The 18,782-nt window shown below is 48.2% G+C and carries 15 protein-coding genes; 11 read left to right on the forward strand and 4 right to left on the reverse strand.

From position 1 onward, the window contains the following. Window positions 1-12: 12 nt before the first annotated feature. The 4 genes from cls to kdsA are packed head-to-tail and all read right to left on the reverse strand — an operon-like array spanning window position 13 to window position 6,827. A complete protein-coding gene (gene cls / locus HPS53_RS08285; RefSeq protein ID WP_172205587.1) occupies window positions 13-1,272 on the reverse strand; it encodes a cardiolipin synthase in 1,260 nt (419 codons plus the stop codon). Further along, complete coding sequence (locus tag HPS53_RS08290) at window positions 1,269-5,030, reverse strand: two-component regulator propeller domain-containing protein (RefSeq protein ID WP_172205589.1); 3,762 nt, start codon at window positions 5,028-5,030, stop codon at window positions 1,269-1,271. Before HPS53_RS08290 ends, cls begins: the two co-directional genes overlap by 4 nt. Window positions 5,031-5,070: 40 nt before the next feature. Beyond that, the gene (locus tag HPS53_RS08295; RefSeq protein ID WP_104368446.1) at window positions 5,071-6,018 is read right to left on the reverse strand and encodes an SIS domain-containing protein; all 948 of its coding nucleotides are present in this window, start codon (window positions 6,016-6,018) and stop codon (window positions 5,071-5,073) included. Between the two features lie 53 nt (window positions 6,019-6,071). Next, window positions 6,072-6,827, reverse strand: a complete 756-nt coding sequence (kdsA, locus tag HPS53_RS08300; RefSeq protein WP_172205591.1) for a 3-deoxy-8-phosphooctulonate synthase — start codon at window positions 6,825-6,827, stop codon at window positions 6,072-6,074. A gap of 838 nt (window positions 6,828-7,665) precedes the next feature. Between kdsA and HPS53_RS08305 the strand changes: the two genes are divergently transcribed. The 11 genes from HPS53_RS08305 (at window position 7,666) to HPS53_RS08355 (ending at window position 18,706) form a co-directional block, all read left to right on the forward strand. Then, a complete protein-coding gene (locus tag HPS53_RS08305) occupies window positions 7,666-8,505 on the forward strand; it encodes an ATPase (protein ID WP_172205593.1) in 840 nt (279 codons plus the stop codon). Window positions 8,506-8,760: 255 nt separating this feature from the next. Continuing rightward, on the forward strand, window positions 8,761-9,111 hold the full coding sequence (locus HPS53_RS08310; protein WP_104368450.1) for an NADH-quinone oxidoreductase subunit A: 351 nt from the start codon (window positions 8,761-8,763) through the stop codon (window positions 9,109-9,111). Then, window positions 9,102-9,719 (forward strand): NADH-quinone oxidoreductase subunit B, encoded by a 618-nt coding sequence (locus HPS53_RS08315; protein WP_104368451.1) that lies wholly within the window; start codon window positions 9,102-9,104, stop codon window positions 9,717-9,719. The genes HPS53_RS08310 and HPS53_RS08315 overlap by 10 nt, the downstream gene beginning before the upstream one ends. A gap of 15 nt (window positions 9,720-9,734) precedes the next feature. After that, window positions 9,735-11,303, forward strand: coding sequence for an NADH-quinone oxidoreductase subunit D (locus tag HPS53_RS08320; RefSeq protein WP_172205595.1), 1,569 nt, complete (start codon window positions 9,735-9,737; stop codon window positions 11,301-11,303). Between the two features lie 5 nt (window positions 11,304-11,308). Beyond that, window positions 11,309-12,397 carry an NADH-quinone oxidoreductase subunit NuoH gene (gene nuoH / locus HPS53_RS08325; protein ID WP_104368453.1) on the forward strand — a complete coding sequence of 363 codons (1,089 nt, stop codon included), beginning with the start codon at window positions 11,309-11,311 and terminating at the stop codon, window positions 12,395-12,397. A gap of 28 nt (window positions 12,398-12,425) precedes the next feature. Beyond that, the gene (locus tag HPS53_RS08330) at window positions 12,426-12,953 is read left to right on the forward strand and encodes an NADH-quinone oxidoreductase subunit I (protein ID WP_104368454.1); all 528 of its coding nucleotides are present in this window, start codon (window positions 12,426-12,428) and stop codon (window positions 12,951-12,953) included. Window positions 12,954-12,967: 14 nt separating this feature from the next. Then, window positions 12,968-13,489 carry an NADH-quinone oxidoreductase subunit J gene (locus HPS53_RS08335; RefSeq protein ID WP_104368455.1) on the forward strand — a complete coding sequence of 174 codons (522 nt, stop codon included), beginning with the start codon at window positions 12,968-12,970 and terminating at the stop codon, window positions 13,487-13,489. A 3-nt stretch (window positions 13,490-13,492) separates the two neighbouring features. Then, a complete protein-coding gene (gene nuoK / locus HPS53_RS08340) occupies window positions 13,493-13,801 on the forward strand; it encodes an NADH-quinone oxidoreductase subunit NuoK (protein ID WP_104368456.1) in 309 nt (102 codons plus the stop codon). Window positions 13,802-13,809: 8 nt separating this feature from the next. Then, window positions 13,810-15,768 (forward strand): NADH-quinone oxidoreductase subunit L, encoded by a 1,959-nt coding sequence (nuoL, locus tag HPS53_RS08345; RefSeq protein WP_172205597.1) that lies wholly within the window; start codon window positions 13,810-13,812, stop codon window positions 15,766-15,768. A gap of 9 nt (window positions 15,769-15,777) precedes the next feature. Beyond that, window positions 15,778-17,262 (forward strand): NuoM family protein, encoded by a 1,485-nt coding sequence (locus tag HPS53_RS08350; protein WP_104368458.1) that lies wholly within the window; start codon window positions 15,778-15,780, stop codon window positions 17,260-17,262. 13 nt (window positions 17,263-17,275) lie between these two features. After that, window positions 17,276-18,706: an NADH-quinone oxidoreductase subunit N gene (locus tag HPS53_RS08355; RefSeq protein ID WP_172205599.1), complete on the forward strand. Its 1,431-nt coding sequence runs from the start codon at window positions 17,276-17,278 to the stop codon at window positions 18,704-18,706. Window positions 18,707-18,782 lie beyond the last annotated feature (76 nt).

The following is an 18,782-nucleotide window of genomic DNA, read 5'->3' on the forward strand; positions in this document are numbered from 1 at the left end:
TTTTAATTATGATTATAGGAAAGGAGTAAGCAGATGCGCGAACCATCCTACAAACTTTTTCCACGGTGTCCTGAACTCGTTCCATGTCTTTTCCGTCAGGTAGACACTTCTCTTTTTCTCGTTGTCAAACAGGTTGTCAAGTTCTTTTGTGGTGTTCCTGTCAATGATGACAGCATTCTCCTCGTAGTCCCAACTGAGGCTTCGGGCGTTCAGATTGGCGCTGCCAACGGTGCAGAAACGCCCGTCTACCATTATTACCTTGGTATGATGAAATCCCGGTTGGAACAGCCATACATCCACTCCTTTCTTCATCAGTTTATGGACATTATAGAACACGCAGTCCGGAGTTAGCGGAATATCGCTTTTTGCCGATACGAGTATCTCTACTTTCACGCCCCGTTTCACAGCGTTTTTCAGTGCTTTTTTCAGTTTTCGGTTTAGTGTTAGGTAGGGGTTGATAAGTTTTATGGAATCTTTGGCACAGTCGATGGCGTTCACGTAGAAAGTCCTGATTATTTCGTTCGATGTTCTCGGCTCCCTGTTTATTATTCCAACCGTCTTCTTTCCGGCTGTGGCGGTAGTGTCGGCGGCCAGCCCTTTGAATGTGATTGGTGCGTAAGTATTGAAATATTTTTGGTCCCAGATGTCCTGTCCGGTGACTTTTCGCCACATTTTCATGAATATCAGTTGCAACTGGCTTACAGCGCCGCCTTCTATCCGGCAGTGCATGTCGTGCCATTCGCCTACCTGTTCGGTGCCGTTTATGTAGTAATCGGCAACGTTCATTCCGCCCGTGTATGCTATATTACCGTCTATTACCACTATTTTACGGTGGTCTCTGTGAAAAACATGGTTTATCCACGGGAAGCGTATGGGGTCGAACTCATATATCTCGATACCGTCTTCCCTTAAATTCTGTATGTGTTCCTTGAGTAACGGTTTGTTGTTGGAGTCATTGCCAAAGCCATCAAACAGCGCCCTGACCTCTACGCCTTCCTTTACTTTTTGTCTTAATATGTCGAAAAGCTCCGACGCGATTGAGTCGTTTCGGAAGTTGAAGTATTCAAGATGCACGCTGCTTTTGGCCTGTCTGATGGCTTTGAACATGTCGTTAAACTTGTCCTTGCCCGTTGTCAGAAGCGTTATGCTGTTGTCGTGTGTGAATGTTATCCCCTTTTTTTCCAATATATCAACTATCATCGAGTCGCTTGTTTGTGCGTTTGCCATGTTGCAATAGGCGAGCAACCCGATGATAAACATATAGTATCTCATGCTTGTTCTCTGTGTTTTATTCTGTATTCAAGCGGCGACATGCCGTATTTTTCCTTAAATATGTAAGTAAAATTCTCTGGAGTCATAAATCCGAGGGTCGTTGCCAGCTCTCCGACGTTTATATTGGTGCGTTCGAGCAATGTGCATGCGTGTTTCAGTCGCAACTCCCTTACCAGCTCTGCAGGTGTCTTGGATGTGATGCTTCTTATTTTATGGAAAAACGGTACCCGTCCCATTCCCATGGCCACGGCCATTTCTTCAAGGTTTATATGTCCTCTGCTCATGTTGTGAAGAACGTATTGTTCCACGTTTGCCATCAGTCGCCTGTCCATTAAACTGTTCATGGAGTAGTCGCCGATGGTCTCTCCATTCTTGTATAAGGGCATATTGTTTGCCTTCTCGCCATTATCCTTGTTACGCTCTTGCGTATTTCCTGTATTGCCGGCATCATTATGATTTGCGGCGGATAATATTCTTTCCACGTCTTCATCCGATGTGATGCTCATCCCGTTGTCAGACATCATGACCGTGTTCATGCTTTCCAGCATAGGTATATCGTTACTGTTGCCGGTGATGTCCATTCCTTCTGCCGGTGCGAGTCCAAGCAACCGGTTAAACCTCATCGCCGCCTCCTGCATGTTGAACGGTTTCGCCAGATAGTCGTCGGCCGCCAACGTGATGTTCATGCTTTGCATGTCGGCCGGTGTCAGTACTCCGTCCGTCATGAGAACGAACTTTGTCTTTTCCGTCCTTGGATTTGTCTTTATTCTGTTGCACAGCTCGCTTCCTGTCATTTCCTTCATGCCGTGCTTGCATACGATTATGTCTGCGGCGATGGCATTCATGTCTGCGGCGGCCGTTTCCATGCTGTTATATGCCCTGATGTTGTACACATTGCGGAAGTGTGCCATGAAAAATCTCAAGAAATCATCGTTATCGTCTATTATGGCAATTGTGTATTGCATCGTAATGAGGTCTGTTCTCTTTGGTTTTATCTCGGCGGTCAGTATATCATCATTGCCATATTGTACCGACGCTATTTCTCCTTTGCTGTTAAATTGCAGTCTGTTGTCGGCGTTTTCAATGGCGCGTGCCTCTGGATTTTCGAGCGAGGTCTGCATTTCCGATATTCTCGTTATCACCTGCAATACTTGGAAATGAAGTGCGTTTATTTGCTCTTTTTCTTCCACAGTGCCTTCTTTCTCGGCCATATTGCCTATTATTGTGGTCATTCTCGACAGCGGCACGCGCAGTTCGTCGCTTGCGGCCTTTATCTCTTCCCGCTGAATCATCAGTTCCCTTATCACGGCTTTCTTTTTTGTCCATATATATGATATCTGTTTGGTGCCTATCATCCATATATATATAATGACGATAAGTGAAACGGCATATAGCAGAATCATCCACCACGACATCCACCACGGGCGCATTATCTTTATTTCGAGAGTGCGTTCCCGGTCGCTCACGGTTCCGTCGGCACTTATTGCCTTGACGTGCAGTGTGTATGTACCGCTGGCAAGATCGGTGAACGTCACTCCATGCGTCAGCGGATCCCCGTTTTTCCAGTTGTCGTCCTTCCCTTCCATCCAGTACATGAAGAGTAGCCGTTCGCTCTGGTTGTAGTTTCCGGCCGCGAATTTGATGGTGAACGTATTCTGGTTGTCAGCCAGTTCTATCCTGCTGCTTTCGTTGAGTGCTTGCGGCAGCGGAACATGCCCGCCATATTCATGTCCGGTAATTATCTCGGTGTCTCCGACAAAGAGTTGTGTAAGCATGACGCGTGGCAGTGACGCCCTGTCATTCTTGACATTTTGTCTTATGCTGCTCACTCCATACAGACCGCCGAGCAATACGTTTCCGTCTTTCTTGGTATATATGGCCCCGATGTTGAACTCGTTGCTTTGCAGTCCGTCCGATGTGTCATAGTTGTACAGTCCGTAGTTGAAAGAAGCCTCCTCGTGGTTTCTCTGCACCACTACACGTGTCACTCCGTTGCTTGTCGTTATCCAGATGTTGTGGTTTTTGTCTTCCGTCAGTCCGCATACACAGTTGTTGGCAAGACCGTCTTTTTCCGTCAGATAGTCCAGCCTGTCTTTTTCCATGTCGAGTATGTTTACGCCCTCACGTGTTCCTATCCATACCAGTCCTCGCGAGTCTTCGATAACCTGTGTTATGTAGTTGTTGGTGAATTTTTGCATTCCGGTCTTTGTTCCGGTGAGTGCGCAGCGTTCGTTCGTAGACAGGTTTTGTATTATCAGACCCTCGTTTGTTCCGATGAACATGTTATTCCCGTTTCCATAGAACAGGGCGGTGATGGTGTTTGTGCTCAGTTTCCCGTTCTCGCGGGTATATGTCGCGAATGTCTGCATCCTGGTGTTGAACACCTGCAATCCTCCTCTTGTCGCAATCCATAGGTTGCCCGACTTGTCGGTGCACAAGCCGTTGATGCGGTCGTCTATTAGCGTGTGCATGCTGTCTCTCGCCGCCGAGTATATCTTTGTGTCGCCGTCTTTGACGCGTGTCAGTCCGTTTCGTTTCGAGCCTATCCATAAACTGCCGTCCGGAGTTACCGCCATTGCCGACACTTTTCGGCTGGCCAGCAGTCCGTCGTAGCCCACCACACCGTTGTCGCTCGTTCCATACCACACTTTTCCATCGGCATCTTGAGTGATAGCGGTGATGTCTCCATACAGTTCCGACTTGAATTTGTATATATTGTTTCCATAGAAAGCCAGTCCGGCCTTTTCCGTTCCCACCCACAACAGGTCCGTATCGTCCACATACACGCTTTGTATGGCTGTTGTCTCGTTATTGTTGTCATGCTTGTTGGCGCTTTTCGGATTTACGAACTCCATCTCATGGTTGTTTACGTTCATCCGTATCAGTCCGGCGGCATCGGTTCCTATCCATATATTGCCTTTCCTGTCGCCGGTTATCCCGTTCACAGCTCTGTCCACCTCAACCCCTGTCAGACCTATGTTGTCGCCGATGGTGGTGTTCCATTTCTTTGTGTTTTTGTGGTATACCATCAGTGTCCCCTGTCCGTATAGCCATATATTGTCCATCTGGTCGGCAAAGGCTTTTAGTGTCGAGGAACTCCGCAGGCGGGCATCGGCCACCGTGCTTGTCTTCCATACGGTGCGTTGCTGCCGAGATATGTTGCAACATGCCAGTTTGCCGTCTTTGTATACGATTACCGCACCGTCGCGGCATTCGTTTATCGAGCATATTTCCCCTTCCGGTATGCCGTGCGCGTCGTCAGAGTAGCCAAACTCGTAGAGCAGTTGTTGCTGCATGTTGTATGCCAGCACTCCCTTTTTGGGAACAGACATCCACAGGTTTTTATGGCTGTCTATATACACTATTTCCGGCATTTCGCTTATCCCCATCTTCACATATACTTGCCGCATGTCACGTTCGAAACTGTCCGACTGAGGGTGATATACGCACATGCCGGCCGGGGTCTGTATCCATAGGCATCCGTCGAGCGACTCCTGAATGCTCTTAATGTAACTGTCGGGCAGTGACGAACCGTCTTGCGAGTCAGACTGGTAGCTCTTGAACGTATAGCCGTCATATCGGTAGAGACCGGCCGGGGTGCCTAGCCATACAAACCCGCGCGAGTCTTTCAATATACAGTTTATCTGGCTGCTGTTCAGGCCGTTTCTTGCATCGAGCGTCTTGAACATGTATATTCCGGCTGCATATAGCGGGAGAAATGCCATTATGATGATCAGAACTTTCTTTAACGTCTTCATGCCTTTTGTCTTGTGTTTCCGGATGCTTTGTAAAGCGTTTTTATATCATGCATGAGTAGTGGTCTACCACTCCGAGAAGTCTTGAGTTTTCATCTGTCACGAGCACTGAGTGAACCTTGTATTTGTTCATGATACTCTGTATATCTGTGATTTTTGTTTGTGGAGAAACCGTTTTCGGTGTTGTCGTCATTATATCGGCCACTGTGCGGTCGAAGAACTCGGCTTGCCATTTCTCCATTGCCCTTCTGATGTCGCCGTCGGTGATCAGTCCGCATACAGCCCCGTCTTTTTCCGCCACTCCGAGTCCGAGTTTGCCTTTGCTGACGAGGATGATGGCCTCGCCGAGATGCATCTCCGGTGTGATTACAGGCATGTTGTCTTTGTGCATCACGTCTTGTGCCGTTGTCAGCAGTCTCTTGCCCAACTCGCCGCCGGGGTGGAACTGTGCGAAGTCGTTCGGCTGGAAGTGCCGTTTCCGCATCAGGGCCACGGCCAGAGCGTCGCCCATTGCCAACATGGCTGTGGTGCTGCTTGTCGGCGCGAGGTTGAGTGGGCACGCCTCTTTCTTGACGCTTACGTTGAGATGGCAGTTGGAGTATTTGGCGAGCAGCGATTTGGGATTGCCGCTCATGCCCACAATCGGTATCTGCATGTGCAGCACCATGGGAATGAAGCGCAGCAGCTCGTCGGTATGTCCGGAGTTTGATATGGCCAATACCACATCGTCTTTCGTCATCACACCGAGATCTCCGTGGAACACGTCGAGCGGATTGATGAAAAACGAGGGAGTGCCGGTGCTCGAAAGGGTGGCCGCTATTTTAGCTCCGATGTGTCCGCTTTTGCCCACACCGGTGATTATCACTTTTCCCCGGCAGTTGTACATCAGCTCAACGGCCATGTCGAGGTTCTCGTCCATCTTGGGTATTAGGTCGAGCAGAGCCTCGGCCTCGTCTTTTATGCACTGTATGGCGTGTTCTCTTGTAGTCATTTTTTTGAATTTGTTTTTGTTTGCTGTTTTGTCCGTTGCCTGTGTGTCCGTGCTCACTCGGCCAGTCTCCTTACGAGATTTTCGAGCTTCGACAGCTCGAGCATGTTGGCTGCGTCGCTCAGTCCCTTGTCGGGGTCGGGGTGTACTTCAAAGAAATATCCCGTCGCTCCGAAGGCTTTGGCTGCCATTGCCATTTGCGGTACGAACCGTCTGTCGCCGCCGGTCTTGCCGTCGGCGCCGCCCGGACGCTGCACGCTGTGGGTGCAGTCCATTATCACTGTGGGCACTATGCCGAGCATGTCGTCGATGTTTCTGAAATCCACCACGAGGTTATTGTACCCGAACGTGTTGCCCCTTTCGGTAAGCCATACGTCTTTCGCCCCCGCGTCGCGCGCCTTTTCCACAGGATACCGCATGTCGTTGCCGCTTAGGAACTGTGCTTTCTTTATGTTGACCGTTCGCCCGGTGCGTGCAGCCGCAACGAGCAGGTCGGTCTGTCGGCACAGAAAAGCTGGTATCTGCAATACATCGGCTACTTCTCCCGCAGCCTCGGCCTGGCAGCTTTCATGTATGTCCGTCAGTATTCTCAGCCCGTATCTGCTTTTTATGTCTGCCAGCATCTGCAAGCCTTTCTCGAGTCCCGGACCTCTGAATGAATGTATGGATGTTCGGTTGGCTTTGTCAAACGAAGCCTTGAAGATGATGTCAGTGCCAAGTGTATCGTTTATTCTCACAAGTTCTTGCGCCACTGTATTTAGAAGCTCGGCCGATTCTATTACACATGGGCCGGCGATTATCGTATTTCTCATAATTGTAAAAAGCGTTTTTATCAGAATGCAAAGTTAATTAAAATTAATGTAACCCGTAAATAAAAACGCTGTAAATTTTGATGTTTTGCGGCAATATGTCCTTGTCAAAATGTTGTTTTGTCTTGTGGAAAGTATCGCTAAGTATATCGTGCTTATTGTTGTATCCGGTGATGTTTTTTGCTAAATTTGTATGGAATAAACCATCAAAAACAATAAAAGGCTATGATAAATATTTACAAAACAACTATTGCGGCGTTATCGGTTATATGCCGGAAATGTATATTTATGCACGGAGTCGCGCCTTTGATATTTGATAAAAGTGTGATTGTGCGCATCTCTACATGAATAATTAGGATTATTGATGGCGTCAACATGTCGCACGGATATGTGTGTTGTGATATGCACATGTATGTGAAAAAGGCTTCCGAAACTTGTATCGGAAGCCTTTTTTGTGTTGCAACGGGGTGCTTGTTGCGTTGCAACGAGGTGCTTGTCGCGTTGCGTTTAGACGCTAAATGCAAGCTAACCGGTATCCCGGTGGAACGCAACCGGTATCCGGATGCGGAAAGCGTGGCGGTTTATGCTGTTGCAAGTTGTGGATTATCAAAAAACAAGGTGGTTTTCTTCGGTTTATGATGTGTCCCTGTATAAATATTCAAAAAAGTGGCGAGTGTATGCTTGTGATATTTATTTTACGTTTGGTGTATTCGGGAATAATCTCGGGCGGTGGCGTTGACAGGCTGTCCGCATATTATGAATGTTCTTTGTTGATTATCAAGTGGCATGTTTTTTTGAGGGAATAAGAATATTTTTGTACTTTTGCGGAAAAGTAAATATTATGATACTCATTGCGGATTGCGGAAGCACCAAGACGGACTGGGTGCTTGCAGACGGTAGGCATGTGGTAAGGCAGGTGCTCACGCAAGGCATAAATCCGTTTCATCAGGATAGGCTCACGGTGGAGAATATCGTTGCCGGTGAACTTCTGCCGAAGTTAGGCGCGGCAGACGTAAAGGCCGTGTATTACTATGGCAGCGGTTGTCGCGAGGAGTTTATTCCTATGATGGCCGATATTTTTACTGCAGCTTTTTCCGGAGCGGAACATGTGGAGGTAAATGGCGACCTGCTCGGAGCGGCAAGAGCCGTGTGCGGTCGTGATGAGGGCATAGCATGTATTCTCGGCACGGGAGCCAACTCCGGTCTGTACGATGGTGTCCGCATCACCGGAAACACCCCTCCGCTGGGTTATATTCTCGGCGATGAGGGTAGTGGGGCTGTGCTGGGTAGGATGTTTGTCAACGCTATTTTCAAAGGTGGGTTGCCCAAATCCCTGCGCGACGAGTATCTTTCGATCACAGGGCAGACCATGGCAGACATTATACGGCGTGTGTATCGTGAACCGCTGGCAAACCGTTATCTGGCCTCAATGTCTTGCTTCATTGCCGGCAGGCTTGACGTGCCGTCGCTGCGTAGTATGGTGATAGAGAATTTCAGGTCGTTTTTCAGTCGCAACGTGGTGCAATATTGCCGTCCGGACCTGCCGGTCGGTGCCGTTGGCAGTATAGCGTATTATTTCAGAGCCGAGCTTGAAGAGGCGGCGGGGGTCGAAGGCTTCACTGTCGGGAAAGTGATGCGCAGTCCGTTGGAAGGTCTGGTGGCGTTTCACGGCGGGAAGTGACTTGCCGGTTTGATAAATGTGCCGTCTTGTGCGATATACGGTTTGTCGGCTCTTCTGTTTTGACTGTCGGAAAGAAAATATAGAGGTTGCCGATTTGTTAATATAATTGATGTTTGTTTTATAGTTGTCCTTAGATAAGTTTTATATTTATATATAGGTACAATTTTGTTGTTAATATTACACGATTTAAGATTTTTTTATTATCTTTGCACCCGCTTATTTCAAGCGTACAAATTTGTAATATTATAATATTTTATGTATTTTATTTTGTTACTTACCGTTTTGATAACGGCTATCGTACTGGTAGCGGCGGCTTATGTCATTGCCAAGCTGATCGGTCCGCGCTCGTATAACAAGGTAAAAGGAGAACCGTTTGAGTGTGGTATCCCCACGCACGGTTCGTCATGGATACCTATGCATGTGGGCTACTACCTGTTCGCTATCTTGTTTCTCATGTTCGACGTGGAGACGGTGTTTCTCTATCCGTGGGCAGTGGTTGTTAAGGAGTTTGGTGCAATGGCGTTGCTGAGCATCGGATTTTTCCTTTTGGTACTTGTATTTGGCCTGGCTTACGCTTGGCGGAAAGGAGCGTTGGAATGGAAGTGAGAAAGCCGCGCATCAAGAGTATTCCTTACGAGGAATTTAAGGACAATGAATCTCTCGAAAAGATAATCAACGAGCTTCACGAGGGAGGTGTGGATGTGTTTGTCGGTTCGCTCGATCAGGCCATCAACTGGGGGCGTAGCAACTCGTTGTGGTCGCTGACCTTCGCCACGAGTTGTTGCGGTATCGAGTTCATGGCCGTGGGTTGCGCACGTTATGACTTTGCCCGTTTCGGTTTCGAGGTTACTCGTAACTCTCCGCGACAGGCCGACCTCATCATGTGCGCCGGTACCATCACTCACAAGATGGCTCCGGTCATGAAGCGCCTTTACGACGAGATGGCCGAGCCTAAGTATGTCGTGGCTGTGGGCGGTTGCGCCATATCCGGCGGTCCGTTCAAGAGCAGCTATCATGTGGTTAAGGGTATAGAGGAAATAGTTCCGGTAGACGTGTTCGTGCCCGGCTGTCCGCCACGCCCCGAGGCCATACTTTACGGAATGATGCAGTTGCAGCGTAAGGTGAAGATAGAGAAATTCTTCGGTGGGCGCAATCATAAGGAAAAGAAGCCTATAGTGGTGACTGACGTGCCTGACAATAGCAATAACGACTAAGAAAGGGAGACGAAGATGAAATTAGAAAACAGACAATTCGAATTGAACGCTTTTGCCTCCGAGATGGCAAAATTGAGGAATGATAAGCATTTCGACTTCCTTGTCACCATTGTCGGAGAAGACTTCGGCGAGGAAGGACTCGGGTGCGTTTATATATTGGAGAACACGAAGACTCACGAGCGCACGAGCGTTAAGGCAGTGAATGCCGACCGTAACGAGCCGTATATACCTACGGTGAGCCACCTGTGGAAAGGTGCCGAGATATTGGAGCGTGAGGTTTACGACTTTTTCGGCATCAAGTTTCTTGGCAACAAGGATATGCGCCGCATATACCTGCGCTCGGATTTCAAGGGCTATCCTTTCCGTAAGGACTACGACATGAGTCCTGAGAACAACACGTATGTGCTTACGGATGACCCCGAAACGGAATGTACGTTCGAATACAGCCTTGATAAAGACGGAAAACTGGTGGCTGTGAAGCATCCGCTTTTCACCGATGACGACTATGTTATCAATATCGGCCCCCAGCATCCGGCAACCCACGGAGTGCTCCGCTTGCAGACGATACTCGACGGCGAGACAATCCGCAAGATATATCCGCACTGCGGATACATACACCGCGGAGTGGAAAAGATGTGCGAGAGCTATACATATCCGCAGACACTGGCACTCACAGACCGTCTGGATTATCTCAGTGCGATGATGAACCGCCATGCCCTCTGCTCTGTAGTAGAGGAGGCTATGGGAGTGGAGCTTACCGACCGCATCAAGTATATCCGTACAATCATGGACGAGCTTCAGCGTATTGACAGCCATTTGCTGTTTTACAGCTGTTGCGCCCAAGACCTCGGTGCGCTTACCGCATTTATATATGGTATGCGCGAGCGTGAGCAAGTGCTCAACGTAATGGAGGAGACCACCGGAGGCCGGCTTATCCAGAACTATTACAGGATAGGCGGATGTCAGGCCGATATCGATCCCAATTTCGTGCAGAACGTCAAGAAACTCTGTGAGTATCTTAAGCCGATGTTCAAGGAGTATCACGATATTTTCACAGGAAACATCATCTTGCAGAACCGTTTCAGGGGCGTAGGCAAGCTCACTCTGGAAGATGCCATAAGCTACGGATGTACCGGAGGTACGGGACGTGCGGCAGGATGGCAAAACGATGTGCGCAAGCATCACCCCTATGCTATGTATGACAAGGTCGAGTTTGACGAGATAACATATAATGCAGGCGACTGCTTCGACCGCTATATGGTACGTATGGACGAGATGGAGCAGAGCATACGCATAATAGAACAACTCATCGACAACATTCCCGCCGGCGACTACTATGTGAAGCAGAAGCCGATAATACGTGTTCCGGAGGGACAGTGGTACACATCATGCGAGGGCAGCCGTGGAGAAATCGGCGTATATCTCGATTCAAGGGGAGACAAGAGCCCTTATCGTCTGAAATTCCGTCCGATGGGATTGCCTCTCGTATCGGCGATGGATACCATGCTGCGCGGTGAGAAAATAGCCGACCTCATCTCTGTGGGCGCTACATTAGATTACGTAATTCCTGATATAGACAGATAAAGATTATGTTTGATTTTAGTATAGTAACAACTTGGTTCGACGGTTTGTTGCGCAACACTTTGGGGTTGGGTGATTTCTTGTCGATACTTATCGAGTGCGTGCTCGTAGGTGTGCTGATACTTGCGGCTTACGCCATGCTTGCCATCGTGCTGATATTCATGGAGCGCAAGGTCTGCGCTTACTTCCAGTGCCGTCTCGGTCCGATGCGTGTCGGTCCGTGGGGTGTGTTCCAGGTGTTTGCCGACGTGTTGAAGATGCTTCAAAAAGAGATTTTCTTCGTGGATAAAGCTGACAAGCTGCTTTATCTTGTCGCGCCGTTCCTTGTGCTCATCGCATCGGTGGGAACATTCTCGTTCATGCCTTGGAACAAGGGAGCCGGAATACTCGATTTCAACGTGGGGATATTCCTTCTCACGGCAATATCAGGCATCGGGGTCGTCGGTATCTTCCTTGCCGGATGGGGTTCTAACAATAAGTATAGCGTGGTATCGGCCATGCGCGGTGCCGTTCAGATGATATCTTATGAGATGTCGCTATGCCTGTGCCTTATCGCAGCTGTGGTCCTTACCGGTACAATGCAGATAAGCGGAATTGTGGAGGCGCAGAAAGGTGCTTTCGGTTGGCTTGTGTTCCAGGGACATATTCCTGCAATCATAGCTTTCATAGTATTTCTTATCGCCGGAAACGCCGAAGCGAACCGCGGTCCTTTCGACCTCGCTGAGGCCGAGAGCGAGCTTACCGCAGGCTATCATACCGAGTATTCGGGTATGGGATTCGGCTTCTTCTATCTTGCCGAGTACCTGAACATGTTTGTTATCGCGGGAGTTGCGGCGACAGTGTTCCTCGGCGGATGGATGCCTATACACATAGGTGTGTCCGGATTTGATGCGGTGATGGATTATATTCCCGGTATTGTGTGGTTCCTTGGTAAGACTTTTGCCCTTGTTTGGGTGCTTCTTTGGATTCGTTGGTCGTTCCCGCGTCTGCGTATAGACCAGATTCTTAAGCTTGAATGGAAGTATCTTATGCCGCTGTCTCTGTTGAACCTTGTTCTGATGACGGTAATAGTAGCCTTGGGATGGTATGTTAAGTAGTCTTAGGATGGTATATTAAGAATTGAAAATGGAAAATAACAAATCATATTTCGGAGAAGCAGTGCATGGCGTGAAGTCGCTGCTTACCGGTTTCCGCGTCACAATGAAGGAGTACTTCACTCCGAAAGTGACGGAACAATATCCGGAAAACCGCAAGACAACACTGCATGTGGCGGCCCGTCATCGCGGCCGTTTGGTCATGCCTCATGATGCCGAAGGAAATCATAAGTGTATCGCTTGTACGTTGTGCGAGAAAGCATGTCCCAACGGTACTATTACGATTAAGTCGGAGATGAAGGAGACGGAGGACGGCAAGAAGAAGCGTGTGCTCGTGGATTATCAATATGATATGGGTGAGTGCATGTTCTGCCAGCTCTGTGTCAATGTGTGTCCGCAAGACGCGATAGAGTTCACCAATGATTTCGAGAACTCTACTTTCGACAGAGGAGCGCTTGTTCTTCATCTTGACAAAGAAGTGAAATACGAGTCTTCTCTGCCAAATATTCTTGATGGCGGCGCGCCGCAGGAAGTGGGTAAGTGGAATACAAAAAAGTAATAGGAGAATGATAAATGGCTAATTTAATAATGTTTATAATTCTTGCCGCAGTCATCCTCGGCTCAGCCGTGATGTGTGTGGTGACTACACGGATAATGAGAGCGGCCACATTCATGCTGTTCGTTCTCTTTGGAGTGGCGGGACTTTATTTCCTGCTTGACTATACGTATCTCGGTGCGGCCCAAATAAGTGTTTATGCAGGCGGCGTTACGATGATTTACATATTCGCCATCCAGCTCGTCAGCAAGCGTACGCTTCAAGGCCTCGTTGAGAGAATGAAAGGAAGCCGTGTCGTTTTCGGTGCGGTTATGTCGTTGGTAGGTTTTGCTTTAGTGTCTTTGGTGATGTTGAAGAATGAGCTTATCACGGTGGCTTGCGATGCGTCGGCAGGTGAGGTTCCGATGAGTACTATCGGACAGGCGTTGCTCGGCAGCGAGAAATATCAGTATGTGCTCCCGTTTGAGTTCATATCAGTATTTCTCCTTGCATGTATTATCGGTGGAATTGTTGTTTCAAGAAAAGAAGAGGAGAAGTAATATATGGTACAGGTAGAATATTATTTTGTGCTCAGTGCACTGTTGTTCTTTATCGGCGTGTTCGGCTTTGTCACCCGTCGCAATCTGATTGCCATGCTCATCTCTATCGAACTTGTGCTCAATGCCGTAGATATTAACTTTGCGGCGTTTAACCGCCTGCTCTTCCCTGGGCAGTTCGAAGGTTTCTTTATGACTCTGTTCTCAATCGGAGTGAGTGCCGCGGAAAGTGCGGTGGCTATCGCGATTATTATTAATGTTTACCGAAACTTCAACAGCGATCAGGTGAACAGTATTGAAAACATGAAATTTTAACGTGACTTATGGATTATAGTTATGTATTTTTAATACTCCTTCTGCCGCTTCTCTCGTTCCTTGCGCTGGGACTTGCTGGCATGAAGTTGTCACATAAGGCGGCCGGACTTATCGGTACCACATCGTTGGGTATCGTCACGGTGCTTTCCTATTACACGGCGATATGCTACTTTACGGCCGATCGAGGTGCTGACGGTGCTTTCGCTACATTGGTGCCTTATAACTTCACATGGTTGCCGTTGGGTGACCTGAACTTTGATCTCGGTATCCTGCTCGATCCGATTTCGGTGGTGATGCTTATCGTAATATCGACTGTCAGTCTGATGGTTCACATCTATTCTTTCGGTTATATGCACGGAGAGAAAGGTTTCCAGCGTTATTACGCATACCTCAGTCTCTTCACGATGTCAATGCTCGGATTGGTTGTTGCCACCAATATATTCCAGATGTATTTGTTCTGGGAGCTTGTCGGAGTAAGCTCTTACCTGCTCATTGGTTTTTACTATCCTTTGCAGGCAGCGGTGTCAGCGTCAAAGAAAGCGTTTATCGTAACTCGCTTTGCCGATATGTTCTTCTTGATAGGTATCTTGATATTCGGTTATTACACAGGCTCTTTCAGCTTCTCTTTTGCCGGAGATGTTGTGATGGGTAGCGGTACGACTCCTTTTATTCCTGTCGATGTGGTTAAGGCGGTTGCCGCCGGCGGTTTCATTCTGCCCACGGCTCTTGTGCTGATGTTCATTGGCGGTGCGGGTAAGAGTGCCATGTTCCCATTGCATATCTGGTTGCCGGATGCCATGGAAGGCCCTACGCCTGTCAGTGCGCTTATCCATGCCGCTACTATGGTGGTTGCGGGCGTATTCCAGATCGCGCGTCTTTTCCCATTGTGGATAGAGTATGCTCCGGGACAGATGAGCATTATAGTGTGGGTCGGTGTGTTCACAGCGTTCTATGCGGCGGCCGTCGCTTGTGCGCAGAGCGATATCAAGCGTGTGCTTGCGTTCTCCACGATCTCCCAGATAGCGTTTATGATGGTTTCGCTCGGTGTGTGTCTGCCCGGTCATGAGGCCGTGCTCGACAATCACACACAACTCGGTTATATGGCATCCATGTTCCATCTGTTCACTCATGCCATGTTCAAGGCATGCTTGTTCCTTGGTGCCGGATGTATCATTCATGCCGTTCATTCCAACGAGATGTCAACAATGGGCGGTCTGCGCAAGTATATGCCGGTTACGCATGTCACGTTCCTAATTTCCTGTCTTGCCATTTCCGGTATTCCTCCTTTCTCCGGATTTTTCTCAAAGGACGAGATTATCACCGCATGCTTCGCATATAGTCCCGTCGTTGGTTGGATAATGACAGGTATAGCGGCCATGACAGCTTTCTATATGTTCCGTCTTTATTACGGGATATTCTGGGGTACGGAGAATAAGGAACTCCATGAGCATCACACTCCTCATGAGGCTCCGCTCACAATGACAGTTCCATTGATTATCCTTACCGTGATAACCGTTACTTGCGGTTGGGCACTCAACTTCGGCTCATTTATCAGCGCAAGCGGTCAGGACTATCAGATCCATCTTGACACACAGGTGGCAATAACATCATGTGTTATAGCGGTTATCAGCATCGCTCTTGCCACATATATATATAAAGGCGAGAAACAACCGATTGCCGATATGCTTTATAAGCGCTTCCCGGCACTTCACCGTGCGGCATACAAGCGTTTCTATATGGATGAGATATGGATGTTCATCACCCATAAGATAATCTTCCGTTGTGTGAGCACGCCTATCGCATGGTTCGACCGTCATGTTGTCGACGGAACGTTTGACTTCATGGCTTGGGGTGCGAATGAGGCCGGAGAGACCATCCGTCCGTGGCAGAGTGGCGACGTGCGGCGTTATGCCGTATGGTTCCTTACCGGCACTGTGGCATTAACATTAGTATTACTTTGCATATAATTTAGAAAGATGAGTATATTAAGTCTATTCGTTGTAATTCCCGTGCTTATGTTGCTCGGTCTTTGGATCGCCCGCAATCTCAATCAAGTACGAGGCGTGATGGTGGCAGGCTCAACATGTTTGCTTGCCCTGTCCGTATGGCTGACAATCGCTTTCATTCAGGCACGTCAGGGAGGAAATACCGATACGATGCTGTTTACTTACAGTACACCGTGGTTTGAGCCTCTCAATATAGCATACTCTGTCGGGGTCGACGGAATATCTGTTGTGATGTTGCTTCTTTCCAGCATCATCGTTTTCACGGGGACATTTGCCTCATGGCAGTTGAAGCCCATGACAAAAGAATATTTCCTGTGGTTCACCTTGCTTTCGACAGGTGTTTACGGTTTCTTTATCTGTACCGACATGTTCACCATGTTCATGTTCTATGAAGTAGCCCTTATACCTATGTATCTTTTGATAGGTGTGTGGGGTAGCGGCAACAAGGAATATGCGGCCATGAAACTGACACTGATGCTCATGGGAGGTTCTGCTCTGCTCATCCTCGGTATCCTTGGAATATACTATTACAGCGGCGCTACGACAATGGATGTGAATGAGATTGCCGCAATGCACAATATTCCTGTTGAGATACAGAAGATTTTCTTCCCGTTCATATTCATCGGTTTCGGTGTGCTCGGCGCACTTTTCCCGTTCCACACCTGGTCTCCCGACGGTCACGCTTCGGCGCCAACCGCTGTATCCATGCTCCATGCCGGAGTATTGATGAAGCTTGGAGGTTACGGCTGTTTCCGTGTGGCAATGTACCTGTTGCCAGATGCCGCCCAGGAGTTGGCGTGGATATTCCTTGTGCTTACTACCATCTCTGTCGTATATGGAGCGCTATCGGCTTGTGTGCAGACAGACTTGAAGTATATCAACGCATATTCTTCCGTTTCTCACTGCGGTCTTGTTCTTTTCGCTCTTCTTATGATGACGAAGACGGCATGCACAGGTGCTATCTTGCAGATGCTTTCTCATGGTTTGATGACGGCGCTTTTCTTTGCGCTCATCGGTATGATTTACGGTCGTACACATACACGTGATATACGTAAACTCGGTGGCTTGATGAAGATAATGCCGTTCCTCAGTGTTGGTTATGTCATTGCCGGACTTGCCAATCTCGGTCTCCCGGGGTTCTCCGGTTTTGCTGCCGAGATGACAATTTTTGTCGGATCTTTCGAGAATGCTGACATATTCCATCGTACGGCAACGATCATTGCCTGTATGTCAATTGTTGTGACGGCGGTATACATTCTTCGCACAGTCGGCAAGATTTTGTTCGGCAAAGTGGCCGATCCACATTATCTTGAACTGACAGATGCGACATGGGATGAGCGTTTCTCCGTTTGCTGTCTGATATTCTGTGTTGCCGGTCTCGGCTCTATGCCGTTGTGGGTGAGCAATGTCATCAGTGATGGTGTGGCTCCGATTTTAAGTGTAATTAACTTCTAAAATATTGGTACAAATGGATTACAGTCAATTTCTAAATATGTTTCCGGAAGCCACTTTGATGGCAATTCTGGTAATAGTATTCCTTACCGATTTCGCTTTTAACAACAGTGCGAAGAAGCATAACATGCTGTATGCCGTGACCGGTTTGCTCATGGCGGCCCAGATTGCCGCATGCGCTGTTGCCGAACCGGCCGAGGCTTTCGGCGGACTTTATGTCACGAGCAATGCCGTCAACGTGATGAAGATAATTCTAACAGCCGGTACGCTTATCGTAATAATAATGGCCCAGCCTTGGCTTCAACGTGCGGATGTCTCCAACAAGGAGGGAGAGTTTTACGAATTGGTCATATCAACCCTTCTCGGTATGTACATGATGATGTCTTCCGGACATTTTCTCATGTTCTTCCTCGGACTTGAAATGGCTTCCGTGCCCATGGCATGCCTTGTGGCTTTCGACAAGTTGCGTAAAAACTCGGCTGAAGGTGCGGCCAAGTTCATCCTCACAGCCACATTTTCAAGTGGTGTGATGCTATACGGAATATCGTTTATCTACGGTGCTGTCGGCACTCTTTATTTCGAAGATGTAGCCTCGCTGTTGTATATCTCGCCGATGACAATAATGGGACTTGTGTTCTTTTTCAGCGGTCTCGGTTTTAAGATATCGCTTGTTCCGTTCCACTTTTGGACCGCCGACACATATCAGGGCGCTCCGACAGCCGTTACCGGTTATCTCAGCGTTATATCGAAAGGTGCGGCTTCTTTTACCTTGATGACGATCTTGATGAAAGTCTTTGCGCCGATGGTAGAGTACTGGGAGTATCTTTTGTACATTGTCATCGTGCTAAGCATCACTATTGCCAACCTCTTTGCCATACGTCAGAAGGAATTGAAGCGCTTCATGGCTTTCAGCTCTATCTCTCAGGCCGGTTATATCATGCTTGCCGTGGTGGGCAACAGTGCCATGAGTGTATCTACTCTTACATACTACGTACTTGTATATGTTGTTGCAAACATGAGTGTTTTCACCGTTATAAACATCGTTGAGCAGAAGTGTGGCGGAAAAACCAAGATGGATTGTTATGACGGTTTTTATCAGACCAATCCCAAGTTGGCTCTTCTCATGACGCTGGCCCTGTTCTCTCTTGCCGGAATACCTCCTTTTGCCGGAATGTTCAGCAAGTTCTTTGTGTTCATGGCTGCCGCGTCACAGGGTTCTTACTTTGCATACGGAGTAGTGTTCATAGCTTTGATAAATACGGTTGTCAGTCTTTACTACTACCTGCTTATTGTCAAGGCGATGTACATAAAGACATCGGACACTCCGCTGGAAACATTCAAGAGCGACTGCAATACCAGGCTTGCTCTTGCCTTATGCACGGCAGGTATACTCGCCGTCGGAGTATTCAGTTGTGTTTACGACTGGATTGCCGCCGCGGCGAATTAATCCCGAATATATTAAAGAGTCGGACGAGCCTTGCGGCCTCCGACTCTTTTTGTTTCGATATTTACATGAAAAACCA

It is taken from the genome of Prevotella sp. PTAC (genome assembly GCF_013166535.1).
Taxonomy (GTDB): domain Bacteria; phylum Bacteroidota; class Bacteroidia; order Bacteroidales; family Bacteroidaceae; genus Prevotella.